At 58.9% G+C, this 23391-nt stretch carries 19 protein-coding genes; 4 read left to right on the plus strand and 15 right to left on the minus strand.

All coding sequences use genetic code 11. From position 1 onward, the window contains the following. Positions 1 to 122 precede the first annotated feature (122 nt). Entirely contained in the window at positions 123 to 890 is a 768-nt protein-coding gene (locus AC1AWK_RS04700; protein WP_476568540.1) for a type III pantothenate kinase, read from the plus strand. A gap of 145 nt (positions 891 to 1035) precedes the next feature. Here the strand turns inward: AC1AWK_RS04700 and AC1AWK_RS04705 are convergent, their stop codons facing one another. From AC1AWK_RS04705 to AC1AWK_RS04720, 4 genes are all read right to left on the minus strand, one after another. Further along, a complete protein-coding gene (locus AC1AWK_RS04705; RefSeq protein WP_476568541.1) occupies positions 1036 to 2418 on the minus strand; it encodes an ABC transporter substrate-binding protein in 1383 nt (460 codons plus the stop codon). A 190-nt stretch (positions 2419 to 2608) separates the two neighbouring features. Continuing rightward, positions 2609 to 4684: a beta-galactosidase gene (locus tag AC1AWK_RS04710; protein WP_476568543.1), complete on the minus strand. Its 2076-nt coding sequence runs from the start codon at positions 4682 to 4684 to the stop codon at positions 2609 to 2611. 90 nt (positions 4685 to 4774) lie between these two features. Beyond that, on the minus strand, positions 4775 to 5776 hold the full coding sequence (locus AC1AWK_RS04715; RefSeq protein ID WP_476568544.1) for a carbohydrate ABC transporter permease: 1002 nt from the start codon (positions 5774 to 5776) through the stop codon (positions 4775 to 4777). Further along, positions 5773 to 6690 carry a carbohydrate ABC transporter permease gene (locus AC1AWK_RS04720; RefSeq protein ID WP_476568545.1) on the minus strand — a complete coding sequence of 306 codons (918 nt, stop codon included), beginning with the start codon at positions 6688 to 6690 and terminating at the stop codon, positions 5773 to 5775. The genes AC1AWK_RS04715 and AC1AWK_RS04720 overlap by 4 nt, the downstream gene beginning before the upstream one ends. 165 nt (positions 6691 to 6855) lie before the next feature. Between AC1AWK_RS04720 and AC1AWK_RS04725 the strand changes: the two genes are divergently transcribed. Beyond that, positions 6856 to 7866 carry a LacI family DNA-binding transcriptional regulator gene (locus tag AC1AWK_RS04725; RefSeq protein ID WP_476568547.1) on the plus strand — a complete coding sequence of 337 codons (1011 nt, stop codon included), beginning with the start codon at positions 6856 to 6858 and terminating at the stop codon, positions 7864 to 7866. 36 nt (positions 7867 to 7902) lie between these two features. Here the strand turns inward: AC1AWK_RS04725 and AC1AWK_RS04730 are convergent, their stop codons facing one another. From AC1AWK_RS04730 to AC1AWK_RS04765, 8 genes are all read right to left on the minus strand, one after another. Continuing rightward, positions 7903 to 8718 (minus strand): pseudouridine synthase, encoded by an 816-nt coding sequence (locus AC1AWK_RS04730; RefSeq protein ID WP_476568549.1) that lies wholly within the window; start codon positions 8716 to 8718, stop codon positions 7903 to 7905. Positions 8719 to 8725: 7 nt separating this feature from the next. Further along, the gene (gene glmS, locus AC1AWK_RS04735) at positions 8726 to 10612 is read right to left on the minus strand and encodes a glutamine--fructose-6-phosphate transaminase (isomerizing) (protein WP_476568551.1); all 1887 of its coding nucleotides are present in this window, start codon (positions 10610 to 10612) and stop codon (positions 8726 to 8728) included. A gap of 54 nt (positions 10613 to 10666) precedes the next feature. Then, positions 10667 to 11146, minus strand: a complete 480-nt coding sequence (gene smpB, locus AC1AWK_RS04740; RefSeq protein ID WP_476568553.1) for an SsrA-binding protein SmpB — start codon at positions 11144 to 11146, stop codon at positions 10667 to 10669. Positions 11147 to 11310: 164 nt separating this feature from the next. Then, the gene (locus AC1AWK_RS04745) at positions 11311 to 12738 is read right to left on the minus strand and encodes a CHAP domain-containing protein (RefSeq protein ID WP_476568555.1); all 1428 of its coding nucleotides are present in this window, start codon (positions 12736 to 12738) and stop codon (positions 11311 to 11313) included. 92 nt (positions 12739 to 12830) lie between these two features. Continuing rightward, a complete protein-coding gene (gene ftsX / locus AC1AWK_RS04750) occupies positions 12831 to 13754 on the minus strand; it encodes a permease-like cell division protein FtsX (RefSeq protein ID WP_476568557.1) in 924 nt (307 codons plus the stop codon). Next, the gene (gene ftsE, locus AC1AWK_RS04755; protein ID WP_476568559.1) at positions 13751 to 15124 is read right to left on the minus strand and encodes a cell division ATP-binding protein FtsE; all 1374 of its coding nucleotides are present in this window, start codon (positions 15122 to 15124) and stop codon (positions 13751 to 13753) included. Before ftsE ends, ftsX begins: the two co-directional genes overlap by 4 nt. Positions 15125 to 15136: 12 nt before the next feature. Beyond that, on the minus strand, positions 15137 to 16267 hold the full coding sequence (prfB, locus tag AC1AWK_RS04760; protein WP_476568561.1) for a peptide chain release factor 2: 1131 nt from the start codon (positions 16265 to 16267) through the stop codon (positions 15137 to 15139). 135 nt (positions 16268 to 16402) lie between these two features. Beyond that, complete coding sequence (locus AC1AWK_RS04765) at positions 16403 to 16534, minus strand: hypothetical protein (RefSeq protein WP_476568563.1); 132 nt, start codon at positions 16532 to 16534, stop codon at positions 16403 to 16405. 125 nt (positions 16535 to 16659) lie between these two features. Here AC1AWK_RS04765 and dapD point away from each other — a divergent pair, with 125 nt between their 5' ends. Next, positions 16660 to 17625: a 2,3,4,5-tetrahydropyridine-2,6-dicarboxylate N-succinyltransferase gene (dapD, locus tag AC1AWK_RS04770; RefSeq protein ID WP_476568565.1), complete on the plus strand. Its 966-nt coding sequence runs from the start codon at positions 16660 to 16662 to the stop codon at positions 17623 to 17625. Positions 17626 to 17810: 185 nt separating this feature from the next. On the opposite strand, the gene AC1AWK_RS04775 is transcribed toward dapD, so the two are convergent. From AC1AWK_RS04775 to AC1AWK_RS04785, 3 genes are all read right to left on the minus strand, one after another. After that, a complete protein-coding gene (locus AC1AWK_RS04775) occupies positions 17811 to 19109 on the minus strand; it encodes a citrate synthase (RefSeq protein WP_476568566.1) in 1299 nt (432 codons plus the stop codon). 213 nt (positions 19110 to 19322) lie between these two features. Further along, entirely contained in the window at positions 19323 to 20105 is a 783-nt protein-coding gene (gene map, locus AC1AWK_RS04780) for a type I methionyl aminopeptidase (RefSeq protein WP_476568568.1), read from the minus strand. A gap of 176 nt (positions 20106 to 20281) precedes the next feature. Next, positions 20282 to 21028 carry an HdeD family acid-resistance protein gene (locus tag AC1AWK_RS04785; RefSeq protein ID WP_476568570.1) on the minus strand — a complete coding sequence of 249 codons (747 nt, stop codon included), beginning with the start codon at positions 21026 to 21028 and terminating at the stop codon, positions 20282 to 20284. A gap of 148 nt (positions 21029 to 21176) precedes the next feature. Here AC1AWK_RS04785 and AC1AWK_RS04790 point away from each other — a divergent pair, with 148 nt between their 5' ends. Further along, entirely contained in the window at positions 21177 to 23249 is a 2073-nt protein-coding gene (locus tag AC1AWK_RS04790) for a M13 family metallopeptidase (protein ID WP_476568572.1), read from the plus strand. Positions 23250 to 23391: the final 142 nt, after the last annotated feature.

Genomic DNA, 23391 nt, shown 5'->3' on the forward strand with positions numbered 1-23391 from the left:
TGGCCGCCCGCCTGCGGGTCGTCCACCGAAACGCCATTGTACTCGAGACTGCCTATGTCGGAGCGTCGACGCGGTTCGCGCGGCAACAAACCGTATAATGATGCACGACCAAGGAGGACACCATGCTTGTAGCAGTTGATATCGGCAACACCAACATCGTCATCGGATTCATGCAGGGCGAGTCGGTGATCGGCACGTATCGCATCACCACCAAGGCCGAGCACACCTCGGACGAATACGGGTTGATGATCACTAATTTCATGCGCATGAGCCATATCGGCCGCGAGGATGTCGAGGATGTCATCATCGCATCAGTGGTGCCTAACGTCATGTATTCCTTCCGTGCCAGCATCGTCAAATTCCTCGGCGTCGAACCTATGATCGTTGGTCCGGGCATCAAAACCGGTCTCAACATCCGTATCGACGACCCCAAGTCGTTGGGCGCCGACTGCCTGGTTGACTGCGCAGGCGCCTATTACAGCTACGGCACACCCGCACTGGTCGCGGATTTCGGCACCGCCACCTCGTTCAACTACGTAGATGAGCAAGGCACCATCACCTGCGGTTTGATTACCACCGGCCTGCGCAGCGGAGCCGCTTCCTTGTGGGGTCAAACCGCACAATTGCCCGAAGTGGAAATCACCCGTCCCAAGTCCATCCTCGCCAAGGACACCAAGACCGCCATGCAGGCGGGCTTGTACTACAGCTATTTAGGCGGCATCGAACGCATCATCAATGAGTTCCGCGAAGCTATCGACGGCGATTTCACCGTCATTGCCACCGGCGGACTGGGACGGGTTTTCCACAGCGATACCTCCCTGATCGATATTTACGATCCTGATCTGATGTTCAAGGGCATGGCGCACCTGTACCGACGCAATCGTCAATAATGCGCGAGCCTGCGAGACGGAGCATACCGGCCGGTACAACTGACCCCGCACACGTCAGCGCGGTTATACGCCGGCCGACGGCGCGTAACCAGTCGTCGGCCGGCAACGCCACCATGTGCATACCATCACGTCAACCGGTATGCCATTAATGGTGCATAGTAAAGCCCTGATTCGTGCCATAGAGCAGCAAGTCATTTTGCCACTCGGCAATGCCATCTCGCAACGTGATTTTCTTGCCCGGCCCCTGAGGCACGCTGATGGGATTGCCACTCGAGTCCACCACGCCGGCAGCCCTTCGCCGTTTAGCGGACAGCACCGTCTGATGGGCGCTTTGCCAACGATAGGCATCGCCTACCGTCGAACGGAAGTTACTGCGCGAATACACTTCGAATGGCAGATACTGGTAGCCTACTGACACATTCTGCGCCGCCTGCGCCAGCACCCGATTGAACTGCTGACCGCCAAAATAGCTTACGTCAATCCCGCGGGCATCGCGCACTGTCGTTTGGTTGAGAAAATCCTCACTACTCAATGTTGCATCGTCAGCCGGGAATGACCCTCCGGCCACACGTGGTGCGATGCCTTCCTGCGTGTGGCACACATATTCGATAAAACGATACGCGGCGTTGGGTTTGCGCGTCGACTGCAAAATCGCCAACGCAGAACCGCCATTCTCTGAAGTTTCCGAAGTACCGTCGGGCGTTGGCATGGCCGCTACCCGCCACAGACCGGATGCCCCCGGCACATCGGCAAGCAACAAGGACGGCATCCAAGCGCCGGCAAACACCGATGCCACCTTGCCCGTACCCAATGCCTCTTTCCACCCATCCGACCATGTGGTCAGCTTCGTGTTAACCAGACCCTCGTCGATCATCTTTTGCCAGAACTCGGTGAATGTCGCCGTCCCTCGATCTCCCTCCAAGTCGACGGTCACATCCTTGCCATCGCTGGAGGTAGAAAACGGCCGTCCCCCCGCAAGCCATATCATGGCATTATAGAAACTTGCATCGCCCGCATCAGCGGTAATAAACACACCGATACGTTTCAGCTTTTTTGCCGCTTGGTAATAATCATCCCACGTCTTGATGGCCGACGCGTCCACTCCGGCTTCCTCGAACACATCCTGATTGTAAAAGAACGCCATCGGACCAGAATCCATGGGCAAACCATACACACGTCCATTCAACTGCACCGACGACCACGTGCCCGGCGTATAGAAATCCCCATACCCCTGCGCGCGATCGGTGATATCCAACAGCTGGCTGCTCACCGCATACTGCGGCAAAGCAAAATATTCAACCTGAATAACATCCGGCATACCATAACCATCTTGGATGGCGCTATTGAGATTGTCATAGCCGCTGGTATCACGCAACTGGACGTGAACATCAGGATTGGCCTGTTCAAAGCCGTCGATGACGGCATCCATGCTTGGCTCCCACGACCACACCGTCAGCACCGTGCGGGTATCCTGCGCAGCGCATGCGCTCAACGCCACCAGCATGATTGCGGCAAGTGCGCATGACATCGCTCGTGATATGTGCCGACGTGCCTTCACGCGTAGTCCTCCTTTGCCGCTTGGTTGATCCTCGCACAGCAAGTGTACGCCATAACCCTGAAGCCAACGCCACCTTGTGCGCCGATATGACAAGGCGGCATGGCACCTCCGTACCACGCCGCCTTAACCAACAGGCAGTATGCACGTCACACGCGCTGCACTAGAACGCGGCCACTACCACGCCGTTGGGGAACAACGTCGCCGTACCGGCTTCGTCGTCCGCCTGCGCCAAAGAGGCCACTAGCGCTTGTCCTGGCAGCGGTACCGACACCGGCTCATGCGTGCGGTTGAACACGAAACGCAACCCATGCTCGCCGCTGTCATCCACACGGTCGACCGTAAACACATCGCCGTTGCCCAACAGCAGCGCGCTCTCGCCCAACGCTTCGAACAGCTGCGGCAACGTGGCGGCGATACCTTGACGCCCCAAACGGCAGCCAACATACGCCGCCACACCGGACTCATACGGATGCACCGTCACCGCAGGCACGTCGTTCAGACCGGTCCATACATCGGCATGATACGAAGCCAACACGCGCGTATCCTCATCCATCGAAGTAATGACGTCGGCAAAGTCAGTGGCCACTGTGCCGTTGCTCACCTCAAGATGATCCAGCGTTCCACCATCCTGGCCCATCGGGGCAAACTCCTCAACGCGCACGCCCACCACGTCACGAATCGAGCCCGGATACCCGCCCAGATGCACGTGATCGCGCTCGTCGGCAATACCCGTGTAATACGTGACAATCAACTTGCCACCATGCGCCACGAAGCGACGCACACGTTCACTGGTTTCCTCAGAGAGCAGATACACGCTCGGCAGCACCACTACGTCATAGTCGTCCCAGCCAGCCCGCACCGGCACCACATCGGCGCCAATACCGACATCGGCCAACGCCCGGAACCAATCCAGCGGCTCGGTCCAATGGCGAACCTCCTGTGACGGCGTGGCCGTATGTTCGGTGGCCCACTGCGACTCATAGTCGAACACCACCGCCACCGGCGACTGCGCCACGCGAGTGCCCAGCACGCCGGCATCGGACAGACGCTGCAGATCGGCGCCCAGCTCGCATACATCGCGGAACACCTGGGAATCGGCGCCAGCGTGCGGCAGCATCGCCGAGTGGAACTTCTCCGCGCCCGCCTTGGACTGACGCCATTGGAAATAGCACACGGCGTCCGCACCCATGGCCACATGCGCCAAGGAATCGCGCACCAACTGTCCGGGTTCCTTACGGTAGTTGATGGCACGCCAATTGACGGCACTGGTCGAATGCTCCATCAGGAACCACGGCTGCTTGCGGGCAATGCCATCGGTCAGGGATGCACTGTACAGCAGCTCGTCCAGATGGGCCTCCCCCGGCGTGAAATAGTGGTCGTTGGAGACGAAGTCAACCTCGTAACCCCAGTCGTCGTAATCCAAACCGGTGCCACCGGCACTCACCATGAAATTAGTGGTCAGCGGACGACCCGGCGTCAGTTCCTCGAGCAGGTCGCGCTCCGCGCAATAGAACGCCTTGAGCGCATCCGAGCTGAAACGCTTGAAGTCCAACAGCTTGCCCGGATTCATGAAGTTGCCATCGCCAATGAAGCGCGGCGGCACAATCTGGGAAAAATCGGTCATGTGCTGCGCCCAGAACGCCGTACCCCAAGCATCGTTCACCGCCTCGATCGTGCCGTAGCGAGCGCGGCACCATTCCTGGAAGGCCGCCATGGCATCATCCGAATAGTCAAAACGATTATGGCAACCATACTCGTTGCCCACATGCCAGGCCACCACATACGGATTGTCGCGATAATGCTCCGCCATCTTGCGGCACAAACGTAAGGCATATTCACGGAACACCGGGCTGGTCGGTCGCCAATGCTGACGCGCGCCAGGCCAGCACACGTCGCCGCGATAATCCTTCCACATCACCTCCGGATGCGCCTGCGTAAGCCACAACGGCGGCGACGCGGTTGCCGATGCCAAATCGACGGCAATACCGGCTTGACCCAGTTTGTCAATGATGCGATCAAGCCAGTCGAAGTCATACACGCCGTCCGACGGTTCGATCTTCGCCCACGAGAAAATACCCACGGACACTAGATTCACGCCCGCTTCGCCCATAAGACGAACATCCTCATCCCATACTGCTTCGGGCCACTGGTCGGGGTTGTAATCACCACCGTACCAAATACGTTCTTGCTGGCCCGCCAACGGTTGCGGCCAACGATGCCTTCTACGTGCACCCATACTTCATACTCCTTATAACTGTAGTGGCCAGGTCGCTCCGGCAACACTACCGGGGCGACCTGCCAGCTCACGAGGGTTCCGCGAACCCCATCATTCCTTGACGGCGCCTGCGGCCAGGCCGGACTGCCAGTACTTCTGCAACAGCAGGAACGCGACCACGAGGGGGATGATGGTGACCAGCGAGCCGGTGATGACCAGGTTCTGGATCGCGGTGCCGCCGGCGGTGGAGGCTTGGTCCTTCCATTGGTTCAGGCCGATGGTCAGGGGGTACCAGTCGGCGTCCTTGAGCATGATCAACGGCAGGAAGTAGTTGTTCCAGGTCGCCACGATCGTGAACAGGGCTGTCGTGACGATGCCGGGGGCGAGCAGCGGCAGGGAGATCGTGCGGAACGTGCGCCATTCCGAGGCACCGTCCACGCGGGCGGCCTCGAGCAGCTCGCTGGGCACGGCCTGCTCGCTGAAGATCCACATCAGGTACAGGCCGAACGGGCTGATCAGGCTGGGCACGATGACCGACAAAGGCGTGTTCGTCAGTCCGAGCTTGGCGAACAGCAGGAACTGCGGGACGGCCAGCGCGATGCCGGGCACGGAGATCGAGCCGATGATCAGCGCGAACACGGCCTTGCGGCCCGGGAAGCGGAACTTGGCCAGCGCGTAGCCGCCCATGATGGCGAGCAGGGTCGCTCCGCCGGCGCCGACGACCACGTACAGCAGCGTGTTGAGCAGCCAGCGTGAGAAGATGCCGTCGTTGTAGGTGAACACCTCGACGAGGTTGTCCCACAAGGCGAAGTCCTTGCCCAGCCCCAGGCCGAACGTGGACGTGAAGTCACGCTGCGTTTTGGTCGCGTTGATGATCAGGTACAGGAAAGGGAACAGCGAGTACACCGCGAACACGGCGCACACCACGGTCAGCAGCACGCTGCGCCGGGGGTTGGCCACGTTCGAGAAACCGCTTTTGGCGGCGCGGCGGCGTTCGGCCGCCTCGTCGCGCGCCACCCTGCGCTGGCGCTCGCGCTCCGCCTTCTTGGCCGCGCGCTCACGCGCGCGCAGTTCCGCCGCAGTGCGGCGGGCATCACTCGTCACTGCTGTCATTTCATCTGCTCCTTCATGCTCCTCAGCTGCACGGCGTAGGCCACGGCCATGGTGATGACGGCCATCACGATGGCCAGCGCGGCCGCGTAGTTGCTCTGGTTGCCGCTGAAGCTCAGGTTGTACGCGTACATGTTCGGCGTGTAGTATGTCGTGATCGCGTTGCCCGGCACCATGTTCTGCATGATGCTCGGCTCGTTGAACAGCTGGAACGAGCCGATGATGGAGAAGATCACGGTGATCGCCAGGGATCCCTTCAGCTCGGGCAGCTTGATGCGGCGCACGATCTGCCATTCGCTCGCGCCGTCGATCGACGCGGCCTCGTACAGCGAGTGCGGGATCGTGGAGAGCGACGAGTAGAAGATCAGCATGTTGTATCCGGTGAACTCCCAGGTCACGATGTTGCCCATCGAGGCGAGCAGCACCGACGGGGCGAGCACATCGAAATTGGTGCCCAGCACGTCGTTGAGCGAGCCGACCAGGCCGTACTTCGCGCCATACATGAAACCCCAGATCAGGGTCGAGACCACCGCGGGGACCGCGTAGGGCAGGAACGTGGAGATGCGGAAGAAGCGCATGCCGTGCAGTTTGAGCGAGTCCAGCGCCAACGCCATCGCGGCGGCCAGGAACAGCATGATGGGCACCTGCACGATGGTGAACAGCGCCACTCGGCGCACACTACTCCAGAACTGCGCGTCCGCGAACAACTGCTTGTAGTTCGCCAGCCCCGCGAACACCGTGCCACCGATCATGCGCGTTTGGAAGAACGAAATCCACACCGCGTACACGATCGGCACTACGAACACAAACACGAACACCAACGCAAACGGCCACATAAACTTCCATCCACGCCAGTCCGCGCGATGCCTATGTGACACCACGGGAGACGCGATGGCGGGCGACTCATGCACTGACATCACACACCCCTCTCCGTCGAAGGTTATTGCAGCTCCATAACTGCATGCCAAAAATGGTTACGATATCATCATAGCATAGCTTTGGCAGAATGAGCACTTTCGCGTTTCTTAGATGATATAATGGTGACGAAAACATAATCAGCACACCGAAGAAACGAGCTCACTATGGAGAACAAGCAGCCTGCCTCCATGCAGGACGTCGCCAAAGCGGCAGGAGTCTCTCCCCAAACGGTATCACGAGTCGCCAACGGCAGCGACGCCGTGCGTCCCGAAACCCGCCAGCGCGTAGAAGCCGCCATGGAACGATTAGGCTACCGTCCCAACTATGCGGCACGTGCGTTGAAGCACGGGCGGTTCAATGATATCGGCGTCGCACTATTCAACATGTCCTCATACGGCAACGCCCGCATTCTCGAAGGCATCACCAACGCTGCCGTCGATGAAGGATACGCGGTGACACTGCATACCATCAGCCAAGCGGGCACCACACTGCAAGACATCGTCAACCGCATGAAACGACTACCGGTCGACGCGCTCATCGTCGTTATGGAACAGCGCATCACCGACTTCGACGATTTCACCCCGCCCAAAGACCTGCCGGTGGTGCTTATCTGCGAAGACGCCGCCAACCACTGCCCCACCACCGACGCCGACCAATACGGTTGCTCCACCGCCATCGTGGACTATCTCCTCAGCAAAGGACACCGCACGGTTTACCACGTCGCCGGCCCCGCCTCCTCCCGCGCCGCGGAAAGCCGACTGCGCGGCTGGCAGGACACCCTGCGCCAAGCCGGCCGCCCCATACCCCCAACCTATGTAGGCGACTGGGAAGCCGACAGCGGTTATCAAGCCGGATTAGCGCTCGCCCATGAATCCGACTGCACCGCCGTGTACGCCGCCAACGATCAAATGGCCTACGGCGTCATGCTGGGTTTGCAGGCAGCGGGCAAGCGTGTCCCCGATGACGTCAGCGTCATCGGCGTGGACGATTCGCTGCGCAACCTTGTGCCGCGACTGTCCCTCACCACCATGAGATTGCCATTCGACATCATTGGTCGCACGGCATTCGGCATGGCACACGACCTGTGCGAAGGACGCAACGTAGCCTCGCACGTCAAAAACGTCATCCCCGGCACACTCATCGAGCGCTCGTCCGTCGCCGAGATCGCCGCCTAAACAGGCCATCGCATCACTTGGGCCGGCCAGACAACGTCATTCGCCGGCCCGCACCACCAGCGCCGAATCTACGCGCCGTAAAGCTTGCATGTCCGTATCCAACCTCACCTGCGATCGCCATACGCGGCGACGCCCGCTCACCGGATCGTCAAAGGCGAGACTACGGGCCACCAAACGCAATGGCTGCGCGAAGTCATCATATGCGCGTGGCATCACCTGCGGGTACCAATCATCTCCGACGATAGGCAATCCCAACGATGCCATATGCACACGCAATTGATGCGTTTTGCCGGTAAGCGGATGCAAGTCGTATTGGCACCACAAACGAGACGGGCGCGTTGAACCGCAGGCCACAAGCCTTACCAATTGCCCGCGCTCCATACGAGTGATCGCATTCACCTGCCCCGGTATTTCAAAGGCCTGCAATTGCCCCCGCTCTTTGCGTATGTGAGAAGCACGCACCAATGGAAACGGTGTATGCGCGCATTCCCGACGTACCACGCCATATCGAGGCGTTCTCACCGGAGTGCACGGCGCGACGCATTCGTAATATTTTTCGGCCTGCCGCTCTTGGAATACCTTCTGATACGCCCCGCGCAAAGCCGGGTCCCGCACAAATACGACAACACCTGCGGTCATGCGGTCCAAACGGTGGGCCGGAACGATGTCCGGCTCACCGTAGGCCATGCGCAATCGCATCAGTGCAGTCTGCCGATACCACATCCCTCGCGGCATGGTCGGCACAAAATGCGGCTTATCAATCACAATAAGCGAAGGATCCTCATACAATACCGTGCATGCGAAGGGAATATCCGGCTCGTCCTCGACCCACCGGTGCCTGCCGCCAGCCATCGTGCGGCTACTCCACCGTCACCGATTTGGCCAGGTTGCGCGGCTTATCCACGTCGTAACCCTTGTCTTGGGCCATATACATAGCGAACATCTGTAACGGCACCACGTCGACCAACGGCGACAGCAGCGTAGGGCACGCCGGACGCCACAGCACCACATCGGCATATCGCTCGGCATCCGGGTCGCCTTGCTCAGCCACGGCAATGGTGAGCGCACCGCGTGCCTTGACTTCCTCAATAGCCGAGACCACCTTGGAGTGCAGCATATCGCGTCCACGTGCCGACGGGACGATTACCACGACCGGTTTGTTTTCCTCCACCAATGCGATAGGCCCGTGCTTGAGTTCGCCGGCGGCAAATCCCTCCGTGAAGGTATACGCGATTTCTTTAAGTTTCAACGCGCCTTCCAAAGCGACCGGATATCCCACGTGACGCCCCAAGAACAGCACGGACTGCGCGTCACGCAAACGATGCGCCAACTGCCGCACCGTTTCGCCCTGCGTGTCCAACACCCATTGAATATGCTCCGGCATGGCTCGCAGCTGATCGAGCACCTGCCGGATCTCATCGGCAAACATCGTGCCCTTTACCTGCGCCAAGTACAACCCCACCACATACGCCGCAACGATTTGCGCCACAAACGCCTTCGTGGAGGCCACGGCCACTTCCGGTCCGGCATGAGTGTAGAGCACGGCGTCGGATTCGCGCGGAATGCTGGCGCCTTGCGTATTGCAAATCGACAGCACCAACGATCCTTGCTCGCGTGCGTGACGCATGGCCATGAGCGTATCCATAGTTTCGCCAGACTGGGAAACCGCCACCACCAGGGTACGCGATGTCAAAATTGGGTCGCGATAGCGAAACTCATGCGCCAGCTCCACTTCCACCGGAATACGCACCCAATGTTCGATGGCATATTTGGCCACCAATCCGGCGTAGGATGCCGTACCACATGCCACTACAATGATTTTGTCAATGCTGCGGAAAACATCCTCATCCAATCGCAGCTCGTCCAACGTCAAGGAGCCCTGCTCATCCACACGCCCCAACAGCGTATCGGCCACAGCCTGAGGTTCCTCATGGATTTCCTTATCCATAAACGAAGGCCAACCACCCTTATCTACCGCGGATGCGTCCCAATCCACTGTGAACCGAGCGGATGCCGGCACTGCATTACCTTGCCAATCCGTAATGGCATAGCCGTCCGCACGCACGCTCACCACCTGATCCTGCCCGATTTCCACAGCCTCGGTGGTATACGCCACAAAAGCCGCCACGTCGGACCCCAGGAAGTATTCGCCGTCTGCAACACCAAGCACCAGTGGCGAATCATGGCGGGCCGCCACCACCGTATCAGGCTGACGGCAATCCAACGCCAAGATAGTAAACGTACCTTGCAGCAGCGAAGCCACCCGCCGCATAGCCTCGGCCAAGTCAGGCACGCCCTCGCGCTCCATGAGTGCAGCCGCCTCGACGCCCAGCAGCTTGGCGATCACTTCCGTATCCGTACTTGAAGAGAAGGTATGCCCCTGCTGCTGCAACTGCGATTTAAGCGAGGTAGCGTTTTCGATAATGCCATTGTGGATGACCGCAATCATCCCATCTGAACTCACATGCGGATGCGCGTTCACATCACTGGGCCGTCCATTGGTGGCCCACCGGGTGTGTCCAATCGCCGCCTGCGCCGCAGGCAAAGGCGCGCGTTGCACGTCGGCAACCAAATTATCCAGACGACCTGCCTTCTTACGCACCACCACGTGGTTCATATCAGGCCCGCACACCGCCACACCGGCGGAATCATATCCGCGGTACTCCAAACGCCGCAAACCTTGCACACACACATTCCACGGGCGGTCGCTCACCGCACCACCCACATATCCTACAATGCCACACATGACTTCTTAGTCTAAGGCACAATGATGTCGATACGGCAGCGTGTCTTATTTCTTTCACCGGCTGCGCATGTTCCGGTAGCGCATGGCGCGCAACGCCTCGCGCTTGTCCTGCTCCTCACGCAACGCCTGACGTTTGTCGTATTCCTTCTTACCGCGCGCCAACGCAATCTGCGTTTTCACCCGACCATCCTTGAAATACAGGCTCAACGGCACAATGGTGTAGCCTTTGGCCTCGGTCTGCCGCGCCAACTTGGCGATTTGCGCAGCGTGCAGCAACAACTTGCGCTTACGACGTGGCGCATGGTTAGTCCATGTGCCATTCAAGTATTCAGGAATATTGGCACCTTCCAGCCATATTTCCCCACGACGATCAATCGCCACAAATGACTCCGCCAACGAAGCCCGCCCCTCGCGCAGCGATTTGACCTCCGTACCGGTGAGCACAATACCCGCCTCATACGTATCTTCGATGGCATAATCATGACGCGCCTTACGATTTTGCGCAATCATCGTCGTTCCCTGTTCCTTGGCCATCACGCCTCCCACTTGTCCGTCCTCGTATGCCTTGTCCAGGCTCAGAACCAAACGTCTCGCACACATCTGCTTTTGACCATAGCACGGCGGGTGCGCCGCCATGCTATGGCAACACACCCGCCGAAAATGCCTCGCTTCAACGGCGCTTAGCACCGCCAAGCAGATCAGTAGTGAATGTACTCGTAGTTACCGGTATTGTAAATCGTCTCGTACGCAGGGAAGGACGCAAAACCGGTGCCACCTTCCGACACCAACACCGAACCATCCGCATTAACACGTTCGACAATCGCCACATGGCCGTACTGCCAATCCGCATACCAGCTGGTCACCTTCTGCCCACGGGCAAATACCATCACCGCGCCAACATGCGGCGTACGGTTCACCAAATACCCCAAACGACGGGCACTATTAGCCCATTCCGCGCCATTGCCCATATACGAACCGACGGGAAGTCCCATCTGGGAGCGGCGGATATACGCCCACAGCGTGCACTGACGGGCCGGATACGCAGCGCCGCCAACCGTATTGCCCGTATTGTGTCCATAGCAGAACGACGAGCCTTCTGGACAGGAACCGGGCACGGCATAATCCATACCGTTGGCCGTACCGCCACCCGTGTTGCCACCGGTGGATCCTCCGCCTGCGTTCCCTGATGAACCACCGGCAGAGCCACCGGAGTTAGAGCCACCTGAGTTGGAACCACCGCCGATTTGCTGCTGTCCACCGTTTCCGGCATTCGCATTGCCAGCATTACCCACATTCTGGTTCCACGAATCAATCTCGGACTTCATGGCAACGATATCGGCGGCTTCACGAGCTTCCTGCGTGGTCAGTTGGCTCTTCTGCGCTTCCAACTGCGCGCGTGCCGCGCTGCCTTGGTCACGCAACGTCTGCAGTTCGCTTTGCTTCGACTGGGCCGCCGCCAGCGCCTGCTGCGCTTGGGCAAGCTGCCCATCATACTGCTGCTTGAGCTTGGTGATTTCCTGTTCGATGGCATCCAAACGCTGCTGGCGATTCATCGACGTATTGAGGCTTACGGCAGCATCGGAAGCCGCGTTCGCCTCACTGCGCGTCACGGCCGCCTCGGATTGCATTTTGTTCACAAAATCTTTGGTGGTAGTGGCATTGGTCACTACATCCATCACATCGGAAGCGTCAGAGCCATGGAAGCTGTCACGCGCCAACTGCGCCACAGCGGCGCGGGCATCGTCGTAATCCTCGCCGGTTTGCTTGATCTTCGCCTCAAGATCAGCTTTGTCTTTCTTGGCAGCGTCCAAACGCGCGTTCGTGGCATCGGCCAAATCCTGCGCCTGTTGCGCTTGAGACTGCGCTTGGTTGGCGGCCTCCTGCGCGGCAGGAATCTGCTGTTCCGTCAAATCGTCGAGCTGCAAAATAAGGTTCGCCAAATCATCATTGACGCCCGCCAGCTTCGCTTTCAGCGCATCATGGGACGATACTTTCTGCTGATACTCGGAAACTGTCACCGCTTCTGCTACCGGAGCCTGGGCAAACGTTCCCAATCCTACCGAAACCAACATGGCGGCGCTTAATACCGTTGCGGTAACGGCATGCATATGTCGTACCTGTATCATGACTGACCTTCCTATATTGTCAACGTCACTCTATGATGTCGACGCTAACACACCAACCTGAATATTGTCTAGGTAGCGTGGCAAAGCGTGTACTAAGCCTGCAAATATCGCCGTAACGAAATCGTCGATGCCACCGCCGACAGCAACACGGCGCCGACAATCAGCCCCGGAGCCGCCAGCCACACCGTGCGCTGGGAAATAAACGGCATCCATTGCACATTTTGCGCCAGCCAATCGGTGACGAATATCTTAACCACGATACTCAACGCGGCACACGAAAGCACCGAGCCCAACAACGAAGCAACCGCACCTTCCAACACGAACGGCAGGCGAATAATCCAATTGGACGCGCCCACATAGCGCATGATTTCGGTTTCGTTCTTACGCGAGGCAGCGCTCAAACGAATCGTCGTACCTGTCAGCATGATGGCCACGACGACCATAACCACCGCCAGCACCACCGTCACCACCGTAGCGCGATTGAGCACCGCGAACACCGGGTCGAAAATCTGACGTTGGTCCACAACTTCTTCCACACCCGTACGGCCAGTTAACACCTCAGACACGGTCTGATACTTCGTCGGGTCGCTGAGCTTCAACCGCAGCGAATCCTGCATATCCGCGGCGGTCAGCGTACGCCCTTGGTACATACCATCGGGATATTGCTTCAGGAAGGTGTTCTTGTAGAAATCCTCACGGCTCACATACGTGATTTTGGACACAGTGCTGCCTAATTCGGTACGGATCACCTGCTCCAAATCCACGATCTCACTCTGGCTTGGCGCCGTACCCGCGGCACAATTGGCCGACTGGCTTGTGCCGTCAGGACATAGCCACACCACCACTTCGACTTGGTCATACCAATCGCCCTTGGCTTGGGTAATCTGCGCCTGCATCAGCACCGACGCACCGATAAACAGGAACGAGATAAACGTCACCAACATTACCGATAGAATCATGGATACATTGCGACGCAAACTCGTCCAAGTTTCCGACAGGATAAATCGGATATTCATTGGTTGTCCTCCATCGTGGGGGTCGACTCAGTGGCATTGCTCACAGCGTTGCTTGGCGGCTGCGGTGGAGCCGGAGGCGGCACCGGCGGTCCGGCAACATGTTGTTCGGCGATGGCTTGACGCTTTTGCGCGCCATCCTGCTTCGTGTCGTCCTGCGGTCCGGCGTCCCGACCACCGGCATCCTGCGGATGACCGCACGTCGTCGCATCATCACGCATGTCGCCAGCATCAGTGTCTTGCACGACGTCATCCACGGCAACGCTCTCCACCATCGTTCCGGAAGGTACGGCGCTGCCCGCCATGTCATCGGCACTGCCATCGGCACGATGACCATCCGGCCCATCGCTCAATGCCGCAGCACCAGAGGCCCCGGCCTGACCATCGTCCGCCAGCACCAGCCCACGTCCCCATGTCAAGGTATCTTCAACCGGCGCGAACACTTCGCCATAACGTCCGGTACGGCCCGAATGCACGGAATTAGCCAGACGGGCTATGCCGTCGTTATCCTGCGCAGCCACGGTATCGCTCAGCACCTGCAGGGCCTGAGCCACGTCACGTTCGCCCTCCTGCGCGGCCTGCACCTGTATCGGAGCCGACTGGGGACGGAAACGATCCTGGCCTTCGGACTGTCCAATGGCCTGCTGCGCCTTCGACTCGACTTCGGCATCCGGAAAATACAGCGCGGAATCATACGAACCATGCACCTGATCACGTACAATCTTGCCGCTATGCAGCTCCACTACGCGCTTGCGCATGGAGTTCACGATTTCCTCATTATGCGTCGCCATCACAATGGTGGTGCCGGTACGATTAATGGCGTCCAACACCTCCATAATGCCCAACGACGTGGTGGGATCAAGGTTACCGGTAGGTTCGTCAGCCAGCAGGATCTGCGGATGGTTCACATAGGCGCGGGCAATGGCCACACGCTGTGCCTCGCCACCGGAAAGCTCATGCGGATAATTATGTTCCTTGCCAGTCAGACCGACAGTTTCCAATACCTTGGGCACCAACGACTTGATGGTGGCGCGGCTGGTGCCGATCACTTCCAAGGCAAAGGCGACATTCTGCCATACCGTCTTATTGTTCAGCAACTTATAGTCTTGGAAAATAAAGCCGATGGAACGCCGATACTGCGGCACCTGACGGTTGGTCAGACGACGCAAATCATTGCCCGCAACGCGAATTTCACCATCGGTGGCTTCCTCTTCGTGCAACAGCAAGCTCAGCAACGTAGTCTTACCCGAGCCGGACGCACCCACCAGGAACACGAAATCGCCACGGTCAATGTGCAGATTCACGTCATCCAACGCCGGGCGTGTACCACGGGGATAGATTTTGCTCACATGGTCAAGCGAGATCAACGCCATAATACCGGCTCCTTATGCTTGCGCTTCTTCCAATGTCGCACGACGCTGCTCATGACGCCAGCGAATGCCAGCCTCGATGAAGGCGTCGATGTCGCCGTCAAACACCGCTTGGGTTTGCGAGGTTTCATGCCCGGTGCGCAGATCCTTGACCATCTGGTAGGGATGCAGCACGTAAGAACGCATCTGGTCACCCCAACTGGCCTTGATGTCACCGGCAAGCTCCTTCTTCTTCTTGGCTTCCTCCTCATGACGCAACACCAGCAAGCGAGACTGCAACACCGCCATGGCCGCAGCACGATTCTGAATCTGCGAACGCTCGTCCTGCATGGTCACCACAATGCCCGTCGGCAAGTGAGTGATGCGCACCGCGGAATATGTGGTGTTCACGCCCTGTCCGCCAGGTCCGGAGGAGCAGTAGGTGTCAACGCGGATTTCCGTATCCGGAATGTCGATGTGGTCCGTCGCTTCGACCAAAGGCACCACTTCGACCGCAGCAAAGCTGGTCTGGCGGCGACCCTGGTTGTCGAAGGGCGAAATGCGTACCAGACGGTGCGTGCCGCCTTCCACGGAAAGTCGGCCATAGGCATAGGGGGCGTCAATTTGGAAGGTGGCAGATTTGATACCGGCTTCTTCCGCGTAAGACGTATCCATCATCTTGGCCTTGTAGCCGTTGCGCTCCGCCCAACGCACGTACATGCGCAGCAGCATCTGCGCGAAGTCAGCGGCATCCACACCGCCCGCGCCGGAGCGAATGGTCACCACAGCCGAACGTTCGTCGTATTCACCGTCCAGCAAAGTTTGGATTTCCATATCGTCCAAGTCACGCTGAATCGCCTCGACTTCCTGCTGCGCTTCGCTTAACGTGTCGGCGTCACCTTCCTCGCGCCCCAACTCAACCAGCGTCTGCACGTCATCGATACGGCTTTCGGCAGAGGTCAGTCGCTTCATCTGCGATTGCGCGGCCGACAGACGACTCGTTACCTTCTGCGCATTGTCCGGATCATCCCACAAGCCCGGCTGCGCCGCCTGCTCTTCCAGCCGCGCAATCTGCTCGCGCAGGCGCTCGACATCCAACGCTTTGGCGATGGATTCGTATTTGGCGCGCGCGTCCGCAATGCCTTGTTCAAAATCATATTCAGCCATGAGTTACCACCATACATTGTTTGTCACGATATGGAGTATGCCATATCTTCATTTCCGCGGGTTCATCACGCATGCGCCGTCAACGCGCCAGCGCCACACTTGGGCAATGCCTCGATTGCCGGCAACGCACCAACGTCAAAGACCAGAAATAACCGCGGGAATCACCAGGCTCGCCAGCAGTGCGACCGCCACTACCACGGCTATCGCACGCGCGATGCAGCGCCGCCGCGCCTGCCTGCGCTCACGTTCCCTGCGATAGTCATCCATGCTGGGCATTGTACGCAATACGGCGGATTTTACGCTTGGCAGGACGCGCCAACGGCACGCCCTTACGGTATGGTTGAACAGGTATCCGCGGGCACACGCGGCCATCGAATGCTAAGGAGCGAAGCATGATCGAACCACGTACGGCATGGGGTTGGGGTTTGGCAAGTATCGACGCCAGCGGAGCGACCCTTGACGTTTGGTATCCCACGTTGTCCCTCGGCGCACCTCCTGCGCCGCAATCACGACCGCACCACGGTTTCGGCGCCATGGCTTTCGACGAACCGGACGCCCGTGGCGTGCGTCGCGTGCCGGTATTCACGATCAGCGATTTGGATGCTCCCATTGCCGACAGCGCTGACGCCTATCTGCGTCTGCACGTCCTGAGCATGCGGCTGGCCAAACCGAACACCATCAATCTCGACGGTATTTTCGGCAAGCTCACCACCGCCGTATGGACGAATTACGGACCGTTCTCGGTGTCCGACTTCGCCTTGCGCAAAATCGACGTCATGGATGCCGCACGCCGCGCGATGCCGATGATGCCGCCCGCATCGGTCACCGTCCACTCGTTGGATAAGATTCCGCGCATGCTGGACTACGTCACACCTACCGGCGTGCGCATCGCCGACGCCAACCGCGCCCGCCTGGGCGCCTATCTGTCCGAAGGCACCACGGTGATGCATGCGGGCTTCGTCAACTTCAATGCCGGCACACTCGGTGTTTCCATGGTCGAAGGGCGCATCTCACAAGGCGTGGTCGTCGGCAACGGTTCGGACATCGGCGGCGGTGCCTCTATCATGGGCACGCTGTCCGGTGGCGGCAAGCATCGCGTCACCATCGGCGAGCACAGCCTGTTGGGCGCCAACGCGGGCATCGGTATCTCGCTGGGAGACCACTGCGTCGTGGAAGCGGGCCTGTATGTCACCGCAGGCACCAAGGTAACCGTGCACGCCACCGGCGAAGTCGTCAAGGGCGCGGAACTGTCAGGCAAGGACAACCTACTGTTCATCCGCAATTCTCTCACTGGTGCCATCGAAGCACGCTACCGCAAGAGCGGCATCGAACTCAACGCCGAATTGCACAAGAACTGACCTCCATACGTCACGTGTGCCGTTGGACTCGCCGATACGACGAGTCCAACGGCACACGTCGTCTGCAACGCCGCGCACGGCAAGCACGCACGCCGCGAATCACCAGACGGTGGCGGTGCATCCTTATGGATATGCACCGTCACCATCGCATGTGCAGCCGATTGCGCGAATTAACCGATGTGGAATCACTCTTCCCTCTGCTCCATTGGCACATAGGTTCGCGCCGGCACACCCGTGTACACCTGCCGTGGACGTCCGATCTTCGTATTCGGATCGGTCAACAACTCACGGTACTGCGCAATCCATCCGGGAATACGTCCCAACGCAAACAATGGAGTGAACATTCCCGGCTCGAAACCGATGACGCGATACAGCAACCCAGTATAAAAATCCACATTGGGATACAGATGACGCTCCACGAAATACTCGTCATGCAGGGCGATGTCTTCCAATTCCATCGCCACCTCACACAACGACCGCACCTCACTAGGCAGTGTATCCATATCATCGCGGTGCAGCACCTGCTCCATATATTGCCGAGCAATCGCCGCGCGCGGATCATATGACTTATAGACACGATGACCCAGTCCCGCAATACGTCTCCCCTCGCGCTTGGCATCCTCGACAAACTCACGCACCGACTTCCCCGAATCACGAATCAACGCCAACTGCCGCAACGCCGCCTCGTTCGCACCTCCGTGCAAGGGTCCAGACAGTGCGTTGATGCCCGCCGCCACCGCCGCATATAGATTCGCATGGGCACTTCCGGCGATACGCACCACGGACGTGGAACAGTTCTGCTCATGATCGGCATGGATAATCAACAACCGTCCCAATGCATGCACATTCAACTGATCTGAGGCAAATGGCTCATACGGTATGGCGAAACACATGCGCAGAAAATCGTCGACATATCCACGCGCATAATCCGGATACAGCATTGGCTCGTCACGATGACGCCTCATGATGTAGCTCACCATCGTGCGTACCTTCGCCATAATGATGATCGCCGCCTCATCCAGCTGCGCCTCATCCAATGGATTGGTGGTGTCCGCATAAAACGCACCCAAGGCGTTCACCGCCGAGGCCAATACCGCCATCGGATGACTGCTGCGCGGGAACGACCCCAGGAATGTACGGAAATCCTCCCCTACCATCGTGCGATGGTTCACCGCTTCGCAATACGTCTCGAACTGCGTACGCGACGGAAGCTCGCCATATTGCAGCAACCATGCAACCTCAAGGAAATCCGCATATTCGCATAGCTCGCTGATCGCATACCCGCGATAGCGCAAGATAGAACGCTGACCGTCGATAAAAGTGATTTTCGACGCACATTGCGCAGTGGTCAGAAATCCCGGGTCAAGCGTGACCCAGCCATCGTTGCGCAACCCCGACACCACAATGCCGTCGGGACCATCCGTGGACTCCACCACCGGCAACACATAGGAACTGCCGTCAACATTTAGATTCGCCTCGGCCATCGCCACCGCCTTTCGCTACGTCGAAGGATTATCCTTGCGGCATCGCTGGTGTCTGACCACACAGGCAACTGAAACAAGCAGAGTACTTTATCGCTTGTAAGCCCTTGCAGCACAAGACGTTATACCATACAAGAACGCCGTATGCGGATTCACTGTAGCAAAGCAAATCGCATACGGCGTTACCTCGTCTTAGCGTACGGACAACACTACCGATTACAGACGTTCGCGATCGGTGAGGATAATCGGGCCGTTGTCCGTAATCGCAATGGTGTGCTCGCTGTGTGCGCCACGCGAACCGTCCACGGAACGCAGCGTCCACCCATCCTTCGGATCTTGATAAATCTCATCGGTAGTCTTAAGGAACCACGGCTCGATCGCAATCACCAAACCCGGACGCAAACGATACCCGTGATGGGCACGGCCATCGTTGGGCACGTGAGGATCGCCGTGCATGATATGTCCCACGCCATGGCCGCCGAAATCAAGATTGATGTCATAGCCGGCCGCATGAGCCACCTCACCGATGGCTGCGGAAATGTCTCCAAGACGGTTGCCTGGTTGCGCCTGCTCGATGGCCGCCGCCAAGGCCTCTTCGGTGCAGCGGATCAGACGCTCGTCCTCCGGGTCGCGATGCTCGCCGACGATGAAGCTGATCGCCGAATCGGCCACCCATCCGTCCACGCTGATCGCCAGGTCAAGACTGACCAGATCGCCGTCGCGCAAGGCGTAGTCAAACGGCACACCATGCAGCACGGCATCATTCACCGAGGTGCAGATATAGTGCGCAAACGGTCCGGTGCCGAAGTCCGGCGCGTAATCCACATAGCACGATTTAGCCCCCTTGCGGCTTTCGATGCGACGGCGCACGAAATCATCGATTTCCAACAAATTCGTACCCACCTTGGTGGTTTCGCGCAAATCCTTGAGAATGCCCGCCACAAAACGGCCGGCCGGCTTCATCGCTTCGATTTCTGATGCTGTCTTCAACTCAATCATATGTTCACCCTACCGCGTGCCTTGCCCGAACATGCCAAACGCCATGTCACACACCACACCACTCCAGGGCAGGTTCCCATCCATCGAACTGCCCCACCGCACATCGGTGCGGCGAGGCATTATCTGCACGAAGTGGCGAAGCACATGGGTATAGCACTCAACTCCACTCGACATTACTATCGTTGCACGCCGCGTCCGAAAGACAGAGCCCGCATAATGGAGGCAACGCCCATCACCACCAATGCGATGGCACCGAACCACACCAGCCAAACCGTGGACGACAGCGGGAACACCAGCACCACCACACCGGCGACCACCGCCAGCACGGCGTACAGCATCGACCAGCCCGAGCTGGCCAGACGCCGGCTTTCCGCCAATGCCGTGATGCCTTCGACCATCCAGCCGATGCCCACCGTCAGCGTCACCAGCAATGCCAAGGTCTGTCCCGACAGCATGCTGTTCTTCAACACCACCACGCCGCCGACGGCAAGCAATATGCCGACCAGGATATTGAGCACGCGCCAACCTCCCGGCAGGCCGAGTTCCACGATGGCGGTGACGATGCGCACCACGCCGGAAACGACAAAATACACGCCGAACGCCAACGCGAACAGCGCCAACGTGCGCCCCGGCCAGAAGAGCAGCGCCGCGCCAAGAGCCACGGCCGCCACGCCAAGTACCGCGTAACCACCGCGAATCATATTGCGCGCACGCATGGAAAGTGCGTCTTCAAACAACGAGAAGGGCTCAGGACCCCACCAATCGTTGGAGGTGCCGTCCTGCCATGCAGTCTGCTGCGGTGGCTGCTGCGACTGCTGCCACTGGCCATCATCTGCAGCTGCGCGTTGCGGATCATAGGGATTGTTCATTGATGCGGACATGGCGTCACGCTCCTTCACTGAATATGTAACGATGACTGACACAGTGTCACCTTTTCCTATATTCAAGAATAGACAGCCTGACCATTCCATGCCCAAAGCGGAACTCCGACTTGTGTGCTCCACACAGTTTGGCGTCCATCCAGCGGACGAGCATGCATGGATTGTCACCAAACATGGCTAGGGTAAAGCCATGAGTACAACATTGACCTCCGGCATCGACCCGGCATCATTTTCCTCCGTCATCTCCCCCGCGCAGGATCTCTTCCGTTACGTCAACGGACCCTGGATCGATACGTATCGCCTTCCCGACGACCGCTCACGCTATGGGTCGTTCGACAAACTCGCCGAAGACGCAGAGCGCCAAATACGCGAGATTCTCGACGACGAGAATGCCCCCGCGCCCCTCTCCCGACTTATCTACCGCACATTCCTGAACACGCAGGCCATCGAAGCGGCAGGCTTGGAACCCATCCGCGACGACCTGTCCCGCATCGACCAGGCCGCAGACAAAACCGAGCTGGTTCGCGCGCTGGCCACGGTCGACGGCGCTGAATTCTTCGGCATCGGCGTCTACGGCGATCCCAAGGATCCAACCACCGACATCATTCACATCGAGCAGGGCGGCCTGCTGCTGCCCGACGAAGCCTACTACCGTGACGAACACCACGCAGCGATACGCGAAGCATTCAGCACCATGGTCGCCCGACAGCTGCGTCACGCAGGCTACGCCGAGGATGACGAGTCCGCCACCGAACAGGCTCGGACACTGTTGGATATCGAAACCCGCATCGCATCGCATCATTGGGATGTCGTTGCGACCCGAGACTCGCAGAAAACCTATAATCCCTACGATTGGCAAATGCTCACCGAAGCGCTACAGCACGTTAACCTGCAGGCATGGACACAGGCCTGGCAGGAAGCCTACGATGCCACCGAAACATCGGCGGCCCAGCCCGTATCCATCAGCCAAGCGCTTGCCCATAGCATCGTGCACGAGCCGAGCTTCCTGACTGGCTTCGATGCTTTCTGGCAGGCCGCCAGTCTCGACGAACTCAAGCTGTGGGCCCGTGTACACGTCATCGTCGGCTGGGCCAGCATGCTGAGCGAACCATTCGACAGCACGAACTTTGACTTCTACGGTAAGATCCTTTCGGGAGCCAAGCAACAGCGCGAACGCTGGAAACGCGCCGTATCGCTCGTCAACGGCACCTGCGGCGAAGAGGTCGGCAAGGTGTATGTGCAGCGCCACTTCCCCGCAAGTTCCAAGCAACGCATGGAAGAGCTCGTCGCCAACCTCATCGACGCCTACCGTGTCTCCATCACCACCAGCGACTGGCTGGGCGAGCAAACCAAGGCCAAGGCGCTGGAAAAGCTCTCGAAGTTCACTCCGAAGATCGGTTACACAAATCATTGGCGCGACTACAGCGCACTGGTCATCCACGAAGGTGATAGCCTGATCGACATCATGCGCGCCGCCAATCGATACGAAATGGGCCGTCAGCTCGCCAAGGCCGGCAAGCCGGTCGACCATGAGGAATGGCTGATGAATCCGCAAACCGTCAACGCCTATTACGAGCCATCGATGAACGTCATCGTCTTCCCCGCAGCCATCTTGCAGCCGCCGTTCTTCAACCCGGATGCCGAAGATGCCGCCAACTACGGTGGCATTGGCGCGGTGATTGGCCACGAGATTGGACACGGCTTCGACGACCAGGGAAGTCAGTACGACGGCGACGGCATGCTCCATGACTGGTGGACCGAAGAGGACAAGGCCAACTTCGAGACACGCACCAAGGCGCTTATCGAACAGTACAATGCCTTCGTGCCCCAGCAGCTCGCCGACAAATACGCCGAGCATCCCGAACAGGCACCACATGTCAACGGCGCACTCACTATCGGCGAGAACATTGGCGATCTCGGCGGTGTCACCATCGCCCTGAAAGCCTACGCCTTCTCACTAGATAAAGCTCACGGCAACGCCAAGGACGGCTCGGCGCAAGGCATCGCCGACGCATTGCGCCAGGCGCCTGTCATGGACGGGTACACCGGCGTGCAACGCTTCTTCCTAAACTATGCCGCCATCTGGCGCACCAAGAATCGCGACGAGTTGGCCGAGCAACATCTGCAGATTGATCCGCATTCACCCGCGGAATGCCGCACCAACGGCATCGCGCGCAATGTGGATCTATTCTACGATGCGTTCCACGTCACCGCGGACGACCCCATGTGGCTCGACCCCGACCAACGCGTGCACATCTGGTAACGTTCCCGTCATCTTGCGGCATATACCGTATCGGCCGTGTCATGTGATATGCACGACCCATCGCCGCACTTGACCATTCGTGCCGACCCGTTGGAGGGTCGGCACGTTGCGTTATGTGCCTCCGCAGCGAACAACATGTCCA

This window comes from Bifidobacterium sp. LH_491, from assembly GCF_056356495.1.

What these genes read in the sequence shown, in the direction of transcription:
- AC1AWK_RS04790 (WP_476568572.1), top strand. Translation starts at nt 21,177, where the DNA reads ATGAGTACAACATTGACCTCCGGCATCGACCCGGCATCATTTTCCTCC.
- dapD (WP_476568565.1), top strand. Translation starts at nt 16,660, where the DNA reads ATGATCGAACCACGTACGGCATGGGGTTGGGGTTTGGCAAGTATCGAC.
- AC1AWK_RS04700 (WP_476568540.1), top strand. Translation starts at nt 123, where the DNA reads ATGCTTGTAGCAGTTGATATCGGCAACACCAACATCGTCATCGGATTC.
- map (WP_476568568.1), bottom strand. Translation starts at nt 20,105, where the DNA reads ATGATTGAGTTGAAGACAGCATCAGAAATCGAAGCGATGAAGCCGGCC.
- AC1AWK_RS04715 (WP_476568544.1), bottom strand. Translation starts at nt 5,776, where the DNA reads ATGACAGCAGTGACGAGTGATGCCCGCCGCACTGCGGCGGAACTGCGC.
- AC1AWK_RS04710 (WP_476568543.1), bottom strand. Translation starts at nt 4,684, where the DNA reads ATGGGTGCACGTAGAAGGCATCGTTGGCCGCAACCGTTGGCGGGCCAG.
- smpB (WP_476568553.1), bottom strand. Translation starts at nt 11,146, where the DNA reads ATGGCCAAGGAACAGGGAACGACGATGATTGCGCAAAATCGTAAGGCG.
- AC1AWK_RS04720 (WP_476568545.1), bottom strand. Translation starts at nt 6,690, where the DNA reads ATGTCAGTGCATGAGTCGCCCGCCATCGCGTCTCCCGTGGTGTCACAT.
- glmS (WP_476568551.1), bottom strand. Translation starts at nt 10,612, where the DNA reads ATGTGTGGCATTGTAGGATATGTGGGTGGTGCGGTGAGCGACCGCCCG.
- AC1AWK_RS04730 (WP_476568549.1), bottom strand. Translation starts at nt 8,718, where the DNA reads ATGGCTGGCGGCAGGCACCGGTGGGTCGAGGACGAGCCGGATATTCCC.
- ftsE (WP_476568559.1), bottom strand. Translation starts at nt 15,124, where the DNA reads ATGGCGTTGATCTCGCTTGACCATGTGAGCAAAATCTATCCCCGTGGT.
- AC1AWK_RS04765 (WP_476568563.1), bottom strand. Translation starts at nt 16,534, where the DNA reads ATGGATGACTATCGCAGGGAACGTGAGCGCAGGCAGGCGCGGCGGCGC.
- prfB (WP_476568561.1), bottom strand. Translation starts at nt 16,267, where the DNA reads ATGGCTGAATATGATTTTGAACAAGGCATTGCGGACGCGCGCGCCAAA.
- AC1AWK_RS04775 (WP_476568566.1), bottom strand. Translation starts at nt 19,109, where the DNA reads ATGGCCGAGGCGAATCTAAATGTTGACGGCAGTTCCTATGTGTTGCCG.
- AC1AWK_RS04725 (WP_476568547.1), top strand. Translation starts at nt 6,856, where the DNA reads ATGGAGAACAAGCAGCCTGCCTCCATGCAGGACGTCGCCAAAGCGGCA.
- AC1AWK_RS04705 (WP_476568541.1), bottom strand. Translation starts at nt 2,418, where the DNA reads ATGTCATGCGCACTTGCCGCAATCATGCTGGTGGCGTTGAGCGCATGC.
- ftsX (WP_476568557.1), bottom strand. Translation starts at nt 13,754, where the DNA reads ATGAATATCCGATTTATCCTGTCGGAAACTTGGACGAGTTTGCGTCGC.
- AC1AWK_RS04745 (WP_476568555.1), bottom strand. Translation starts at nt 12,738, where the DNA reads ATGATACAGGTACGACATATGCATGCCGTTACCGCAACGGTATTAAGC.